The organism is Geodermatophilus sp. SYSU D00758, from assembly GCF_054049955.1.
On record NZ_JBJGYK010000027.1, the window covers coordinates 1 to 14850 of the forward strand.

At 74.4% G+C, this 14850-nt stretch carries 9 protein-coding genes; 7 read left to right on the plus strand and 2 right to left on the minus strand.

The window, feature by feature from the left end; translation table 11 throughout:
• Nucleotides 1-183 precede the first annotated feature (183 nt).
• Complete coding sequence (gene ileS, locus ACI8AC_RS17895; protein WP_456899181.1) at nt 184-3402, minus strand: isoleucine--tRNA ligase; 3219 nt, start codon at nt 3400-3402, stop codon at nt 184-186.
• Nucleotides 3403-3517: 115 nt separating this feature from the next.
• Between ileS and ACI8AC_RS17900 the strand changes: the two genes are divergently transcribed.
• Both ACI8AC_RS17900 and ACI8AC_RS17905 read left to right on the plus strand, forming a co-directional pair.
• The gene (locus ACI8AC_RS17900) at nt 3518-5029 is read left to right on the plus strand and encodes a potassium/proton antiporter (protein WP_456899182.1); all 1512 of its coding nucleotides are present in this window, start codon (nt 3518-3520) and stop codon (nt 5027-5029) included.
• A gap of 142 nt (nt 5030-5171) precedes the next feature.
• Nucleotides 5172-6281, plus strand: a complete 1110-nt coding sequence (locus tag ACI8AC_RS17905) for an ABC transporter ATP-binding protein (RefSeq protein WP_456899183.1) — start codon at nt 5172-5174, stop codon at nt 6279-6281.
• 45 nt (nt 6282-6326) lie between these two features.
• On the opposite strand, the gene mqo is transcribed toward ACI8AC_RS17905, so the two are convergent.
• Nucleotides 6327-7817, minus strand: coding sequence for a malate dehydrogenase (quinone) (gene mqo / locus ACI8AC_RS17910; protein ID WP_456899184.1), 1491 nt, complete (start codon nt 7815-7817; stop codon nt 6327-6329).
• A 183-nt stretch (nt 7818-8000) separates the two neighbouring features.
• On the opposite strand from mqo, the gene lspA reads away from it, so the two are divergent.
• The 5 genes from lspA (at nt 8001) to dnaE (ending at nt 14738) form a co-directional block, all read left to right on the plus strand.
• Nucleotides 8001-8657, plus strand: a complete 657-nt coding sequence (gene lspA, locus ACI8AC_RS17915) for a signal peptidase II (protein ID WP_456899185.1) — start codon at nt 8001-8003, stop codon at nt 8655-8657.
• Nucleotides 8658-8750: 93 nt separating this feature from the next.
• The gene (locus tag ACI8AC_RS17920) at nt 8751-9698 is read left to right on the plus strand and encodes an RluA family pseudouridine synthase (RefSeq protein WP_456899186.1); all 948 of its coding nucleotides are present in this window, start codon (nt 8751-8753) and stop codon (nt 9696-9698) included.
• Nucleotides 9699-9706: 8 nt separating this feature from the next.
• A complete protein-coding gene (locus ACI8AC_RS17925) occupies nt 9707-10495 on the plus strand; it encodes a CPBP family intramembrane glutamic endopeptidase (RefSeq protein ID WP_456899187.1) in 789 nt (262 codons plus the stop codon).
• Complete coding sequence (locus ACI8AC_RS17930) at nt 10492-10923, plus strand: GNAT family N-acetyltransferase (protein ID WP_456899188.1); 432 nt, start codon at nt 10492-10494, stop codon at nt 10921-10923. Before ACI8AC_RS17925 ends, ACI8AC_RS17930 begins: the two co-directional genes overlap by 4 nt.
• A 248-nt stretch (nt 10924-11171) precedes the next feature.
• Nucleotides 11172-14738 carry a DNA polymerase III subunit alpha gene (dnaE, locus tag ACI8AC_RS17935; protein WP_456899189.1) on the plus strand — a complete coding sequence of 1189 codons (3567 nt, stop codon included), beginning with the start codon at nt 11172-11174 and terminating at the stop codon, nt 14736-14738.
• Nucleotides 14739-14850 lie beyond the last annotated feature (112 nt).

Below are 14850 nucleotides of genomic sequence, written 5' to 3' on the forward strand. Positions count from 1 at the left end.
CGCCCGCCGCCCGCACTGGGGGCATCCCCCGGGGGGCGTTGGGCGGGGTTGTCTCGGCGCGGCCGGGGCCCCGCCGCCGGGGCCGCGGCGGGGCCGGCCGGCGCCGCCCCCGGCGGGGCCCGCGCTCACCCGGCGGCTCGGGCCGGGACCGCGCTCAGCCGGCGACCCGAGCGGGGCAGGCGCTCAGCCGGCCGCCCGGGCCAGCCAGAACCGGGTGCCCCCGGGGCCCGCGACCGGCTCGCCGGCGCCCGGCGTCCCCGCGTGCACCCGGACGGCCAGGACCTCGGCCGCGACCTGCTCGGCGTGCTCGGACAGGGCCTCGGCGACCTGGGCGGCCGCCGGCGACTCGTCGGCGTCCCACCACAGCTCGATGCGGTCGCTGACGGCCAGCCCGGCCGCCTTCCGCGCCTCCTGCACCAGGCGGACCGCCTCGCGGACCAGCCCGGCCCGCTCGAGCTCGGGGGTCAGCGCCAGGTCCAGCGCCACCGTGAGCCCGGCGCCGCTGGCCACGGTCCAGCCCTCCCGCGGGGTCTCGGTGACCACCAGGTCGCCCTCGGCCAGGGGCACCGTCGCGCCGTCGACCTCGACGCTCGCCGTGCCCGCCCGGTAGGCGGCCACCAGCTCGGCCGGGTCGGCCGCAGCGACCGCCCGGGCGACGGCCTGCACCTGCCCGCCGAGGCGGCGGCCGACCGCCCGGAAGTCGACCTTCACCCGGACGTCGACCAGCTCGCCCTCGACCGCGGGGAGGTCCAGCACCTCGGCCACGTTGAGCTCGTCGGCCACCTCGGCCACGAGGTCGCGCGGCAGCCCGGCCCAGCCCGGTGCCGCGACCAGCGCGCGGGCCAGGGGCTGCCGGGTGCGCACCTTCGCCGAGGTCCGGGCCGAGCGGCCCAGCTCGACCAGCCGCCGCACCAGGTCGACCTGCTCGACCAGGCGCGGGTCGCGGGCCGCGTCGTCGACGGCCGGCCAGGACGCCAGGTGCACCGAGTCGGGCACCTCGCCGACCCCGGCGGCGGTCAGCCCGGGGGCGACCGCGCGGGCCCAGACCTCCTCCGTCACGAACGGGGTGAAGGGCGCCATCATGCGGGTCAGCCCGTCGAGCACCTCGTGCAGCGTGGCCAGCGCCGCCGGGTCGCCGTCCCAGAACCGCCGCCGGGAGCGGCGCACGTACCAGTTGGACAGGTCGTCGACGAACCCGGCCAGCAGCCGGCCGGCCCCGGCGGTGTCGAAGTCCTCGAGCGCCGCGGTGACGCCCTCGGTGACCGCGGCCAGCTCGGCCAGCGCCCAGCGGTCCAGCAGCGGCCGGTCGGCCCGCGCCGGCACGTCCGCGCCCGGCCCGGCCCACCCGTTGGTCTCGGCGTAGAGGGTGAAGAAGCTGGCGGTGTTCCAGTAGGTGAGCAGGACCTTGCGGACCACCTCGGAGAGCGTCTCGTGCCCCACCCGGCGGGCCGACCAGGGGGAACCGCCGGCCAGCATGAACCAGCGGACGGCGTCGGCGCCGTGCCGGTCCATCAGCGGGATCGGCTCGAGGATGTTGCCCAGGTGCTTGCTCATCTTCCGGCCGTCCTCGGCCAGGATGTGGCCCAGGCACAGCACGTTCTCGTACGAGCTGCGCCCGAACACCAGGGTGCCGACGGCCATGAGCGAGTAGAACCAGCCGCGGGTCTGGTCGATCGCCTCGCAGATGAACTGCGCCGGGTAGGCCGCCTCGAACTCCGCCTGGTTGCGGTAGGGCGCCCCCCACTGGGCGAAGGGCATCGAGCCCGAGTCGTACCAGGCGTCGATGACCTGCGGCACCCGCCGGTAGGTGCCCTCCTCGCCGGGCAGGGTGAAGGTGACCTCGTCGATGAACGGGCGGTGCGGGTCGATCGTGGAGACGTCGCGCCCGGCCAGCTCCGACAGCTCCGCCAGGGAGCCGACCGCGACGACCCTCGACGGGTCGGCGTCGTTGCGCCAGACCGGCAGCGGCGTGCCCCAGTAGCGGTCGCGGGACAGGGCCCAGTCGACGTTGTTGCGCAACCAGTCGCCGTAGCGGCCCCACTGGATGGTCTGCGGGTACCAGTGCGTGCGCTCGTTCTCGGCCAGCAGCTGGTCCTTGACCGCCGAGGTGCGGATGTACCAGGAGGGCAGCGCGTAGTACATCAGCGGCGTGTGGCAGCGCCAGCAGTGCGGGTAGCTGTGCTCGTAGCGCTGCTCGCGCCACAGCAGCCCGCGGGCCTGCAGGTCCTCGACCAGCGCGGGGTCGGCGGCCTTGAAGAAGTGCCCGCCGACCAGGGGGATCTCGGGCAGGAAGTGGCCGGTCGCGTCGACCGGGTTGACCACCGGCAGGCCGTAGGCCCGGCAGACGGCGAGGTCGTCGGCGCCGAACGCGGGGGACTGGTGGACCAGGCCCGTGCCGTCGTCGGTGGTCACGTAGTCGGCCAGGACGACGAAGTGGGTGTCCTGCCCCTCGGGGAAGTCGACGAGCTCGAACGGCCGCCGGTAGTGCACCCGCTCCCAGTCCCGGCCGGTGGTGCGGGCCAGCACCTCGCGCGGTGCCTCCGCGCCGAGGACGGCGTCGACGAGGGGCTCGGCGACGACGACCGTGCGCTCCTCGTCGCCGTGCGTCGTCCGGACCACCAGGTACGTGACGTCGGGGTTGGCCGCGACCGCCGTGTTCGAGGGCAGCGTCCACGGCGTCGTCGTCCAGACGAGCAGGTCGGCCTTCCCGGCCCACTCCCCGCTGGTGACCGGCAGCCGCACGTACACCGACGGGTCGGTGATCGACTCGTAGCCCTGGGCGACCTCGTGGTCGGACAGGCCGGTGCCGCAGCGGGGGCAGTACGGCGCGACCCGGTGGTCCTCGACCAGCAGGCCCTTGTCGAAGACCTGCTTGAGCGACCACCAGACGCTCTCGACGTAGGAGGGGTCCATCGTCCAGTAGGCGGTGGACAGGTCGACCCAGTAGCCCATGCGCCGGGTCAGCTCGGAGAAGTCGGCGACGTGCCGCTCCACCGACTCGCGGCAGCGGGCGTTGAACTCGGCGATGCCGTAGCGCTCGATGTCCGGCTTGCCGGCGAAACCCAGCTCCTGCTCGACGGCGATCTCGACCGGCAGGCCGTGGCAGTCCCAGCCGGCGCGGCGGGGGACGTGCCAGCCCTGCATGGTCTTGAACCGGGGGAAGACGTCCTTGAACGCCCGCGCCTCGATGTGGTGGGTCCCCGGGCGGCCGTTGGCGGTCGGCGGGCCCTCGTAGAAGTTCCACTGCGGCCGGCCGGCCGAGGCCTCGAGCGAGCGGGCGAAGACCTTGTCGGCCTCCCACCGCCGCAGGATCTCCTGCTCGAGGGCGGGCAGGTCGACCTGGGGCGGCAGGGCGCGGAAGCGCCCGGGGGGCGTTGCGCTGGAGGGGCCGGGAGAACTCACGTCCGAATCCTCCCACCCGGCCGACCCCCGGCGGCGGGCGCGCCCGGCACCCGCCGCCGCCGCCCGGGGGCGGCCGGCCGGTACGGGAGACTGTGCAGGTGGACGGGCGGCGCAGGTGAACACGACGGTCACCCTCGCGCTCGCCATCGGCGCCCTCGTCGTCCTCGTCGCCGCGGTCGCGCTGCGGCTGGCCGACCGCGTGGGGCTGCCCGGCCTGCTGCTCTACCTGGCCCTCGGCCTGCTGCTCGGGGAGAGCGGCCTGGGCATCGAGTTCGAGGACGTCGACCTCACCCAGACCCTGGGCGTGGCCGCGCTCGTGGTCATCCTCGCCGAGGGCGGCCTCACCACCCGGTGGGGCGACCTGCGGCGGGCGGTGGGGCCGGGGCTGACCCTCGCGACCGTGGGCGTCGCGGTCAGCGTCGGGGTGACGGCGGCCATCTCGGTCTGGCTGCTCGACCTGTCGTGGGGGTTCGCCGTCCTGCTGGCCGCCGTGGTCAGCTCCACCGACGCCGCCGCCGTCTTCGCCACGCTGCGCCGGCTGCCGCTGCCGCGCCGGCTGGCCGCGTCCCTGGAGGCCGAGAGCGGCCTCAACGACGCGCCGGTGATCCTGCTGGTCACGGTGCTCTCGGTCCAGCTGACCACCGGCGCGGCGGACTCCTGGTGGTGGGTGGCCGTCGACGTGGTGGTCCAGCTCGTCGGCGGCGCTGCGGTGGGCCTGGCGCTGGGCGTGGCGGGTGCCTGGCTGCTGCGGCGGGTGGCGCTGCCCCTGGCCGGGTTCTACCCGCTGGCCACCCTCGCGCTGTGCGTGCTGGCGTTCGCGGCGGCCACGCTGGCCGCCACCTCGGGCATCGTCGCGGTCTACCTGTGCGGCCTGGTGCTCGGCAACGCCACCCTGCCGCACCGCGCCGCCAGCCTCGGGTTCGCCGAGGGCATGGCCTCGCTGGCCCAGATCGGGCTGTTCGTGCTCCTGGGCCTGCTGGCCTCGCCGTCCCGGCTGGGGGAGGCGGTGCTGCCGGCGCTCCTGGTGGGCGGGGCGCTGCTGCTGGTGGCCCGGCCGCTGTCGGTCCTGCTCAGCGTCGTGTGGTTCCGCATGCCCCTGCGGCAGCAGGCGTTCCTCTCCTGGGCGGGGCTGCGCGGGGCGGTGCCCATCGTGCTGGCCACCTTCCCCGTCGCCGCGGGCGTGGACGGCGGGCTGCGCATCTTCGACACGGTGTTCGTGCTGGTGGTGGTCTTCACCCTGCTCCAGGGCTGGTCGCTGCCGTGGGTCGCCCGGCTGCTGCGCATCACCGCGCCGGTCACCCCGCGCGACATCGAGGTGGAGGCCGCCCCCCTCGAGGAGCTCGACGCGGAGCTCATGCAGCTGAGGGTGCCGCCGGGTTCCCGGCTGCACGGCGTCTACCTGCCCGAGCTGCGGCTGCCCGAGGACGCCGCGGTGGTGCTCGTCGTCCGCGACGGCCGGGCGTTCGTCCCGGGCCCCACCACGCGGCTCATGCGCGGCGACCAGGCGCTGCTGGTCTCGGCGCGGCAGTCGCGGCCGGAGGCCGAGCGCCGGCTGCGCGCGGTGAGCCGGGCCGGCCGGCTGGCGACCTGGCGCGGGGAGACCGGCCGGCCCACCGACGCGGACTGACCGCGCCCGTCCGGGTGGGCCGGTCACCCGTCCGTGCCCGGCCGGTAACGGATCGGCCCCCAATGGGTCACCGGACCGTGGCGGAGGCACGTCGTGCGTGTCACAGTCGTGCCCGACCTGTGCCGGGACGAGGAAGGACCCCATGGCCGCCATCACGTACGACCACGCGACGCTGACCTACCCGGGCGCCACCCGGCCCTCGGTCAACGCGCTGGACCTGGAGATAGCCGACGGCGAGTTCCTGGTCCTCGTCGGCCCCTCCGGTTGCGGCAAGTCGACGTCCCTGCGCATGCTCGCCGGCCTCGAGGACGTCACCGAGGGCACGATCCGCATCGGGGACCGCGACGTCACGCACCTGCCCCCGAAGGAGCGGGACATCGCGATGGTGTTCCAGAACTACGCGCTGTACCCGCACATGACCGTGGCCGACAACATGGGCTTCGCGCTCAAGATCGCCGGCATGAAGAAGGACGAGATCGGCACCCGCGTCCGCGAGGCGGCCAAGATCCTCGACCTCGAGCCCTACCTCGACCGCAAGCCCAAGGCGCTGTCGGGCGGGCAGCGCCAGCGGGTGGCGATGGGCCGGGCCATCGTCCGCTCCCCGCAGGCCTTCCTGATGGACGAGCCGCTGTCCAACCTCGACGCCAAGCTGCGGGTGCAGACCCGCACCGAGATCGCCGCGCTGCAGCGCCGGCTGGGCGTCACCACCGTCTACGTCACCCACGACCAGGTCGAGGCCATGACGATGGGCGACCGGGTGGCCGTCCTCAAGGACGGCTTCCTGCAGCAGGTCGACACCCCGCGCAACCTCTACGACAAGCCGGCCAACGCCTTCGTCGCCGGCTTCATCGGCTCCCCGGCGATGAACCTCGTCGACGTGGAGCTGACCGACGGCGGGGCGCGGCTGGGCGGGCACACCGTCCCGCTGCAGCGCTCGGCGGTCGCGGCGCTGGCCGACGAGGGCGGGCGCACCGCGACGCTGGGCTTCCGCCCCGAGTCGGTGGAGCTGGTGCACGCCGGCGAGGGCTTCCCCGTCGAGGTGGTGGTCGTCGAGGAGCTGGGCTCGGACGCCTACGCCTACGGCCGGCTGACCACCGCGACCGGGGAGACCGTCGACCCGCTGCTCACCCTGCGCGTCGACCCCCGCAAGCCGCCGGCCAAGGGGGAGACCGTGCACGTGGCGATCCGGGCCGGGGAGGGCCACGTCTTCTCCAGCGAGAGCGGCCGGCGGGTCTCGGCCGACGAGCGCTGACCCGCGGGACGGGTGCCGCACCGCGGGGTGCGGCACCCGGCCGGGTCAGCCGTTGAGCTCCAGGGTCTGCATCGTCTCGGCGCGGACCTCGGCCAGCAGGCGCGGGTCGTCGGAGAGCCGGCGCCCGTAGGAAGGGATGGCCTCCTGCAGCGCCGGGCGCCAGCCCTCGATCCGGTCGGGGAAGCAGCGCTCGAGGACGGCGAGCATCGCCGACACCGCGGTGGAGGCGCCGGGGGAGGCCCCGAGCAGGCCGGCGATGGTGCCCTCGGCCCCGACGACCAGCTCGGTGCCGAACTGCAGGACGCCCCGGCCGGTGGCGGGGTCGCGCTTGATGACCTGCACCCGCTGCCCGGCGGTGATGAGCTCCCAGTCCCGGGCGCGGGCCTCGGGCACGAAGTCGCCGAGGGTCGCGTGCCGGGCCTTCGAACCCTTGAGCAGCTCGCTGATCAGGTACCGCGTCAGCCCCAGCTCGGTGCGCGCCACGCCCAGCATCGAGCCCACGTTGCCGGGCTTGACCGACAGCGGCAGGTCCCACAGCTTCCCGGCCTTGAGGAAGCGCGGGGAGAAGCCGGCGTAGGGGCCGAAGAGCAGCGAGTGGTCGCCGTCGATGAGCCGCAGGTCCAGGTGCGGCACCGACATCGGCGGCGCCCCGACGGCGGCCTGCCCGTAGACCTTCGCCTGGTGGGCCGAGACCAGCTCGGGGGAGCGGGTCCGCAGGAACCGGCCGCTCACCGGGAAGCCGCCGAAGCCGCGGATCTCGCGGATCCCCGAGGCCTGCAGCAGCGGCAGCGCGCCCCCGCCGGCGCCGACGAAGACGAAGCGGGCGCGCAGCCGGCGCCGCTCCCCGGCGCGGTCGGTCACGGTGACGTCCCACCGGCCGTCGTCCCGGCGGGCCAGGCCGGTCACCCGCTGGCCGGTGTGCACCTGCACGCCGTGCGCCTCGGCGGCGGCGAACTGCAGCCGGGACAGCGAGCCGAAGTCCACGTCGGTCCCGGCCGCCGACCGGGTCGCCGCCACCGTCTGGGACGGGTCGCGGCCGGCCATCATCAGCGGTACCCAGGAGGCCAGCTCGGCCGGGTCGTCGGTGTACTCCATGCCCTCGAAGAGCGGCTGGGCCGTCATCGCCGACCAGCGCGTGCGCATGTAGCGGCGCCCGGCGTCCCCGGTCACGAAGCTGACGTGCGGGACCGGCGCGATGAAGTCCTTGGGCGAGCCGGTCAGGCCCGCCCGCACCAGGTGGGACCAGAACTGCCGCGACACCTGGAACTGCTCGTTGATCGTGACGGCCTTGGAGACGTCGACCGAGCCGTCCCGGGCGGCCGGGGTGTAGTTCAGCTCGCAGAGGGCGGCGTGACCGGTGCCGGCGTTGTTCCAAGGGCCGCTGCTCTCCCCGGCCACCGAGGGCCCGGACTCGAAGACGACCGTGCTCCACCCGGGGGCGACGATGCCGAGCAGCGAGGCGAGGGTCGCGCTCATGATCCCGCCTCCGACGAGGACTACGTCGGGGTCGGTCGAGGACGCGAGTTCGGGGGACACGTACGGCCTTCCGTGACGGCGGGGTGAACGGCTCCCTCCAACCTCGGTCAATCCCGGCCCGGACATGTCACCGGGAGTGGTGAGATTCGTCGCACTCCGCTGTGAGAGGCGTCACGAGCGGGGTCGCACCCCCGCCGCGGAGCCGCCCGCCCGTCCCGCGCGGCTATCGTCGGCGGGGATGCCGTGCGGCGCACCCGCCGCGCCCCACGACCCGAGGAGCCCCCGCTGGACGAGCCGCGCGACGACCGCAGCGCCCCGGCCGGCGGGGCCCGGGACACCCCGGCCGGCGGGACGCCGCCCGCCCGGCGTGCCCGCACCCGGCTGCTGGCCGCGATCGCCGTGCTCGTCCTGCTGGCCGACCTCGCCACCAAGCTGCTGGTGGTCGCCACCATCGACCGCGGCGAGAACATCCGGCTGCTCGGCGGGGCGCTCTACCTGACGCACGCGCGCAACACCGGCGCGGCCTTCTCCTTCGCCGAGGGCTTCACCGTGGTCTTCACGCTGATCGCCGCCGTGGTCGCGGTGGTCATCGTGCGCACCGCGCGCCGGCTGCACTCCACCGGCTGGGCCGTGGCGCTCGGCCTGGTGCTGGGCGGGGCGGTGGGCAACCTCGTCGACCGGGTCTTCCGCGACCCCGGCTTCCTGCGCGGTGGGGTCGTGGACTTCCTGTCCGTCTTCGCCCCCGACGGCCGCGTCTACCCGATCTTCAACCTCGCCGACTCCGCCATCGTCTGCGGCGGCGTGCTCGGCGTGCTGCTCGCGCTGCGCGGCGTGGAGTTCGACGGCTCCCGGCCCGCCCGGGGTCGCGAGGTCGGCGACGGCGGCCGGGCGCGCCCCTAGCGCCGGCGTCCCGACCCCTCCGGGTCGGCCCCGTCCAGAGGCTCGCCGCGAGCCCGCGAGGGGCGGGGAGGACGGGGTCCCCCCTCTGTCACGATGGAGGGCGTGAGCAGCACCGCGGGTCAGCACCGGGCGCTCCCGGTCCCCGACGGGCTGGAGGGGCAGCGCGTCGACCAGGCGCTGTCGCGGCTGTTCGGCCTCTCCCGCGGCGCGGCCGCCGACCTCGCCGACGCCGGTGGCGTGCTCCTCGACGGCCGGGTGCGCGGCAAGGGCGACCGGGTCACCGGCGGCAGCTGGCTGGAGGTCGAGCTGCCCCCGCCGCCGGGGGAGCCGCCGGCGCCCGAACCGGTCCCAGGGCTGACCGTCGTCCACGACGACGAGGACATCGTGGTGGTCGACAAGCCGGTCGGTGTCGCCGCCCACCCCAGCCCCGGCTGGGAGGGCCCGACCGTGGTCGGCGGCCTGGCCGCGGCCGGCTACCGCATCTCCACCTCCGGCGCCGCCGAGCGGCAGGGCGTGGTGCACCGGCTGGACGCCGCCACCACCGGGCTCATGGTGGTGGCCAAGAGCGAGCGGGCGTACACCGCGCTCAAGGCGGCGTTCAAGCAGCGGACCGTCGAGAAGCGCTACGCCGCGCTGGTGCAGGGCCACCCCGACCCCTCCCGCGGCACCATCGACGCCCCGATCGACCGGCACCCGCGGCACGACTGGCGCTTCGCCGTCGTCCAGGGCGGCAAGCCCTCGGTGACCCACTACGAGGTGGTCGAGGCCTTCCCGGCCGCCAGCCTGGTCGACATCCGGCTCGAGACCGGCCGCACCCACCAGATCCGCGTCCACTTCTCCGCCCTGCGCCACCCGTGCGTGGGGGACACGACCTACGGGGCGGACCCGACCCTGGCCGCCCGGCTCGGGGTGTCCCGGCAGTGGCTGCACGCCGTCCGCCTCGGTCTGCCGCACCCGGCCGACGGCTCCTGGGTCGAGTTCACCAGCCCGTACCCGCCCGACCTGGCCGGCGCGCTCGACATCCTGCGCGCCGAGGCCTGAGGCCGCCGGTGGACGGCCTCCCCGGTTCCCCGGCCGACCTCGGGCCGGCCGCCCTGTCGGCGGTGGTCGTGGCCGGGTACCTGGTGCTGGGCGAGCCGGTGGTCGGCGCCGTCCTGCACCGCCGCTTCGAGGGCAGGCTGCGCACCGACCCCGGCGCCCGCCGCTCGTTCTACCGCCGGCTGCTGGTCCTCGAGTGGGGGCTGGCGCTGGTGGCCCTGCTGGTGTGGCTGGCCGCCCCGGGGGTGGACGCCGGGGCGGTGGGGCTGCGCTGGCCGGTGTCGGCGCCCGGTCCGGCGGCGGCCGTGGCCGGGCTGGCCGTGCTGGTGCTGGTCGTCGTGTCGACCCGGGCCCTGCGGTCGGGTGCGGTGGCCGACCCGGTGCAGCGGCGGCCGGGTCACTCCCCGCCCACCCGGGGCCGGCACGCCGAGCCGTCGGTGCACGCCACGCTGGCCCTGCTGCCCCGCACCCGCGCCGAGCGGCGGCTGTTCACCCTCGTCGGCATCACGGCCGGGATCTGCGAGGAGTGGCTCTACCGCGGCTTCCTGCTCGCCGTCGTGGCCGCCGTCCTCGGCAGCCCGCCGGCGGTCGTGCTGGTGGTCGCCGGCGCGGTCGCCTTCGGCCTGGCGCACGCCTACCAGGGCGTCGCCGGGGTGGTCGCCACCGGCATCCTCGGCGGGGTGTTCGCCTGGCTCTACGTCGACACCGGCTCGCTGCTGCTGCCGGTCGTCCTGCACGTCCTGGTCGACCTGCGGTTCCTCCTCGTGCCGGCCCGCGTACTGCCGGCGGTGCCCCGGTGAGGCCGTCCGGCACCGTGGCCACGCCGGCCGACCTGCCCGAGGTCGCCGCGCTGCGCACCCGCGTGTTCGTAGAGGAGCAGGGCGTCCCGGCGGAGGTCGAGCGCGACGCGCTCGACGCCACGGCGGTGCACGCGCTGGCGCGCGACGAGCGCGGCCGGGTGGTGGCCACCGGGCGGCTGGTGGAGCGCGGGGGCGTGGCCGTCGTGGGGCGGATGGCCGTGGACGCGGCCGCCCGGGGGCGCGGCTTCGGCGCCGCGGTCCTCGCCGTGCTGCACCGCCAGGCGCTCGCCCGCGGTCTGGCCGAGGTCGAGCTGCACGCCCAGGTGAGCGCCCGCGGTTTCTACGAGCGGGCCGGCTACACCGCCGTCGGGGAGGAGTACGAGGAGGCCGGTATCGCGCACGTCACGATGCGCCGGGCCCTGCCGTGAGCGGGGTGTGACGGAGCGGTCCGGACACGGGCGACACGGACTGTCGGTCCCCCGGGGTAGACCTCGCAGGGTGCGAGGATCGACCCCACCGAGCCGAGGTCGACCCGGCGGCCGGTGCGACGGCTCCGGCGGCGACGACCGCCCGGCCCGGCGCGCCGAGCACCACCCCGCCGCCGGTCTTCCCCGCCGGTCGCCCGCCGCGTCCCCGGCGGCCGGGCACGCACGACCCGTGAGGAGCCCCTGAGCACGTGAGCACCCCGTCACCCGACTCGTTCGTGCACCTGCACGTCCACACCGAGTACTCGATGCTCGACGGTGCGGCGAAGCTGCCGGAGGTCACCGCGGCCGCCGCCGAGTACGGGATGCCGGCGCTGGCGATGACCGACCACGGCAACGTCTTCGGCGCCTACGACTTCTACAAGCAGGCCAAGGGCGCAGGGGTCGAGCCCATCATCGGCATGGAGGGCTACTACACCCCCGGGTCGCGCTTCGACCGGGCCCCGTTCGACTTCGGCGACAACCTCATCGACGAGGACGGCGAGGGCGGTTCCTCGCGCGGCAAGGCCGCCTACACCCACATGACCCTGCTGGCCCGCACCACCGAGGGCATGCACAACCTGTTCCGCATCTCCTCGCTGGCCAGCCTGGAGGGGCAGTACCGCAAGCCGCGCTTCGACCGCGACCTGCTCGAGCGCTACGGCACGGGCCTGATCGCCACCACCGGTTGCCCGTCCGGTGAGGTGAACATGTGGCTGCGGGCGGGCAAGGAGGACAAGGCCCGCCAGGCCGCGGCCGACTTCCAGGACATCTTCGGCAAGGAGAACTTCTTCGCCGAGCTGATGGACCACGGCCTGGCCATCGAGCAGAAGACCCGCCCGCAGCTGCTGGCGATCGCCAAGGACCTCGGCATCCCGCTGCTGGCCACCAACGACCTGCACTACACGCGCAAGGAGGACGCCGAGGCCCACGACGCGCTGCTGTGCATCCAGACCGGGTCGCGGCTCAACGAGACCAACCGCTTCCGGTTCAACGGCGACGGCTACTACCTCAAGAGCGCCGAGGAGATGCGCGCGCTGTTCCCCGGTGACCTGCGCGAGGCCTGCGACAACACGCTCCTGGTCGCCGAGATGTGCGAGGTGTCCTTCACCGAGGGCGCCGACCTCATGCCCCGGTTCCCGCTGCCGCCGGGGGAGGACGAGACCTCCTGGTTCGTCAAGGAGGTCGAGCGCGGGCTGCACAAGCGCTACCCGAACGGCATCCCCGACCACGTGCGCAAGCAGGCCGACTACGAGGTCGGGATCATCACCCAGATGGGCTTCCCGGGGTACTTCCTCGTGGTCGCCGACTTCATCAACTGGGCCAAGGACAACGGCATCCGGGTCGGCCCCGGCCGGGGCTCGGCCGCGGGCTCCCTGGCCGCCTACGCCATGGGCATCACCGACCTCGACCCGCTGGCGCACGGGCTGATCTTCGAGCGGTTCCTCAACCCCGAGCGCGTCTCGATGCCCGACGTCGACATCGACTTCGACGACCGCCGGCGCGGCGAGGTCATCCAGTACGTCTCGCAGAAGTACGGCGAGGAGCGGGTCAGCCAGATCGTCACGTACGGCACCATCAAGGCCAAGGCCGCGATCAAGGACGCCGCCCGCGTGCTCGACCGGCCGTTCTCGGTCGGCGACGAGCTCACCAAGCTGATGCCGCCGGCGGTCATGGGCAAGGACATCCCGCTGTCGGGGATCTTCGACCCGGCGCACCCGCGCTACAAGGAGGCCGCGGAGTTCCGGGCCCGCTACGAGTCCGACCCCGGTGCGGCCGAGGTCGTCGACCAGGCCCGCAAGCTCGAGGGGCTGAAGCGGCAGTGGGGCGTGCACGCCGCCGGCGTGATCATCGGTCGCTACCCGCTGATCGACAGCATCCCGATCATGCGGCGCGAGGCCGACGGCGCGGTCATCACGCAGTTCGACTACCCGACCTGCGAGACGCTCGGCCTGCTGAAGATGGACTTCCTGGGCCTGCGCAACCTCACGGTCATCGACGACGCGCTGCGCAACATCGTGGCCAACGGCAAGGAGCCGATCGACCTCGACGAGATCAGCAAGGACCTCACCGACCCGGCCACCTACGCGCTGCTCTCCCGGGGCGACACCCTCGGGGTCTTCCAGTTCGACGGCGGCCCGATGCGCTCGCTGCTGCGGCTCATGCGGCCGGACAACTTCGAGGACATCTCCGCGGTCGGCGCGCTCTACCGGCCCGGCCCCATGGGCGCGAACTCGCACACCAACTACGCGCTGCGCAAGAACGGCCAGCAGGAGATCACGCCGATCCACCCGGAGCTGGCCGAGCCGCTGGAGGACATCCTCGGCACGACCTACGGCCTGATCGTCTACCAGGAGCAGGTCATGGCGATCGCGCAGAAGGTCGCCGGGTACTCCCTCGGCAAGGCCGACCTGCTGCGCCGGGCGATGGGCAAGAAGAAGAAGTCGGTCCTGGACGCCGAGTTCGTCGGCTTCGAGGCCGGCATGAAGGAGCGCGGCTACTCCGCCGCGGCGATCAAGACGCTGTGGGACATCCTGGTCCCGTTCGCCGACTACGCGTTCAACAAGGCGCACTCGGCGGCCTACGGCCTGGTGTCCTACTGGACGGCCTACCTCAAGGCCAACTACCCGGCCGAGTACATGGCCGGGCTGCTCACCAGCGTCGGCGACGACAAGGACCGGCGGCCGATCTACCTGGCCGAGTGCCGGCGGATGGGCATCAAGGTGCTGCCGCCGGACGTCAACGAGTCGTCCTGGGACTTCACGGCCGTGGGCACCGACATCCGCTTCGGCCTGGCCTCGGTGCGCAACGTCGGGCACAACGTCGTCGACTCGATCCGCCGGGCCCGCGAGGAGAAGGGCGCCTTCAAGGACTTCGCCGACTTCCTGCGCAAGATCGACACGGTGGCCTGCAACAAGAAGGTCATCGAGTCCCTGGCCAAGGCCGGGGCGTTCGACTCCCTCGGCCACTCCCGCCAGGGCATCGTCGCCGTCCACGCGCAGGCGGTCGACTCGGCGATGGCCCTCAAGCGCAAGGAGGCCGAGGGCCAGTTCGACCTGTTCGGCAGCTTCGGAGCCGGCGGCGACGGTGCGGAGGACCCGTTCGGTGGGGCGCTGGACATCGCCATCCCCACGGCCGACTGGTCGAAGTCCGAGCGCCTGGTGTTCGAGCGCGACATGCTGGGCCTCTACGTCTCCGACCACCCGCTGCACGGGGTCGAGCACGTGCTGGCGGCCAACGCCGACACCCCCATCGCCGAGATCAACGCCGGCGGGGTCGAGGACGGCGCGAACGTCACCATCGCCGGCATCCTGACCTCGGTGCAGCCCCGCACCAACAAGCAGGGCGCGCCCTGGGCCATCGCCACCCTCGAGGACCTCGAGTCCGGCATCGAGGTCCTCTTCTTCCCGAAGACCTGGGCCGAGGTGTCGGAGAAGGTGGTCCGCGACCAGATCGTCGTGGTCAAGGGCCGGATCAGCCGCCGCGACGACCAGCCCTCGCTGTTCGGGTCCGAGGTCACGATCCCCGAGCTCACCGAGGGGCCCCGCGGCCCGGTGCTGGTGTCGATGGCGGCGGCCCGCTGCACGCCCCCCGTGGTCGAGCGGCTGCGCGAGGTGCTCGGCAGTCACCCCGGGACGACCGAGGTGCAGCTCAAGCTCGTCAACGGCAGCCGGGAGACGGTGCTCCGGCTCGACCAGGGCCTCCGGGTCCGCCCGAGCACCGCCCTCATGGGCGACATCAAGGCCCTGCTCGGGCCGACCAGCGTGGCCCTGCTGTGAACCGCCTCGCCGGGGGTGCGCGGCCGTGAGCCCCGGGGCGGCCGCGTCCCGGGGCCGCGCCCGGGCCCACCGGCGGGTCGCGGGGGAGGGGCTGCGCGGCGCGCGCCGGGCC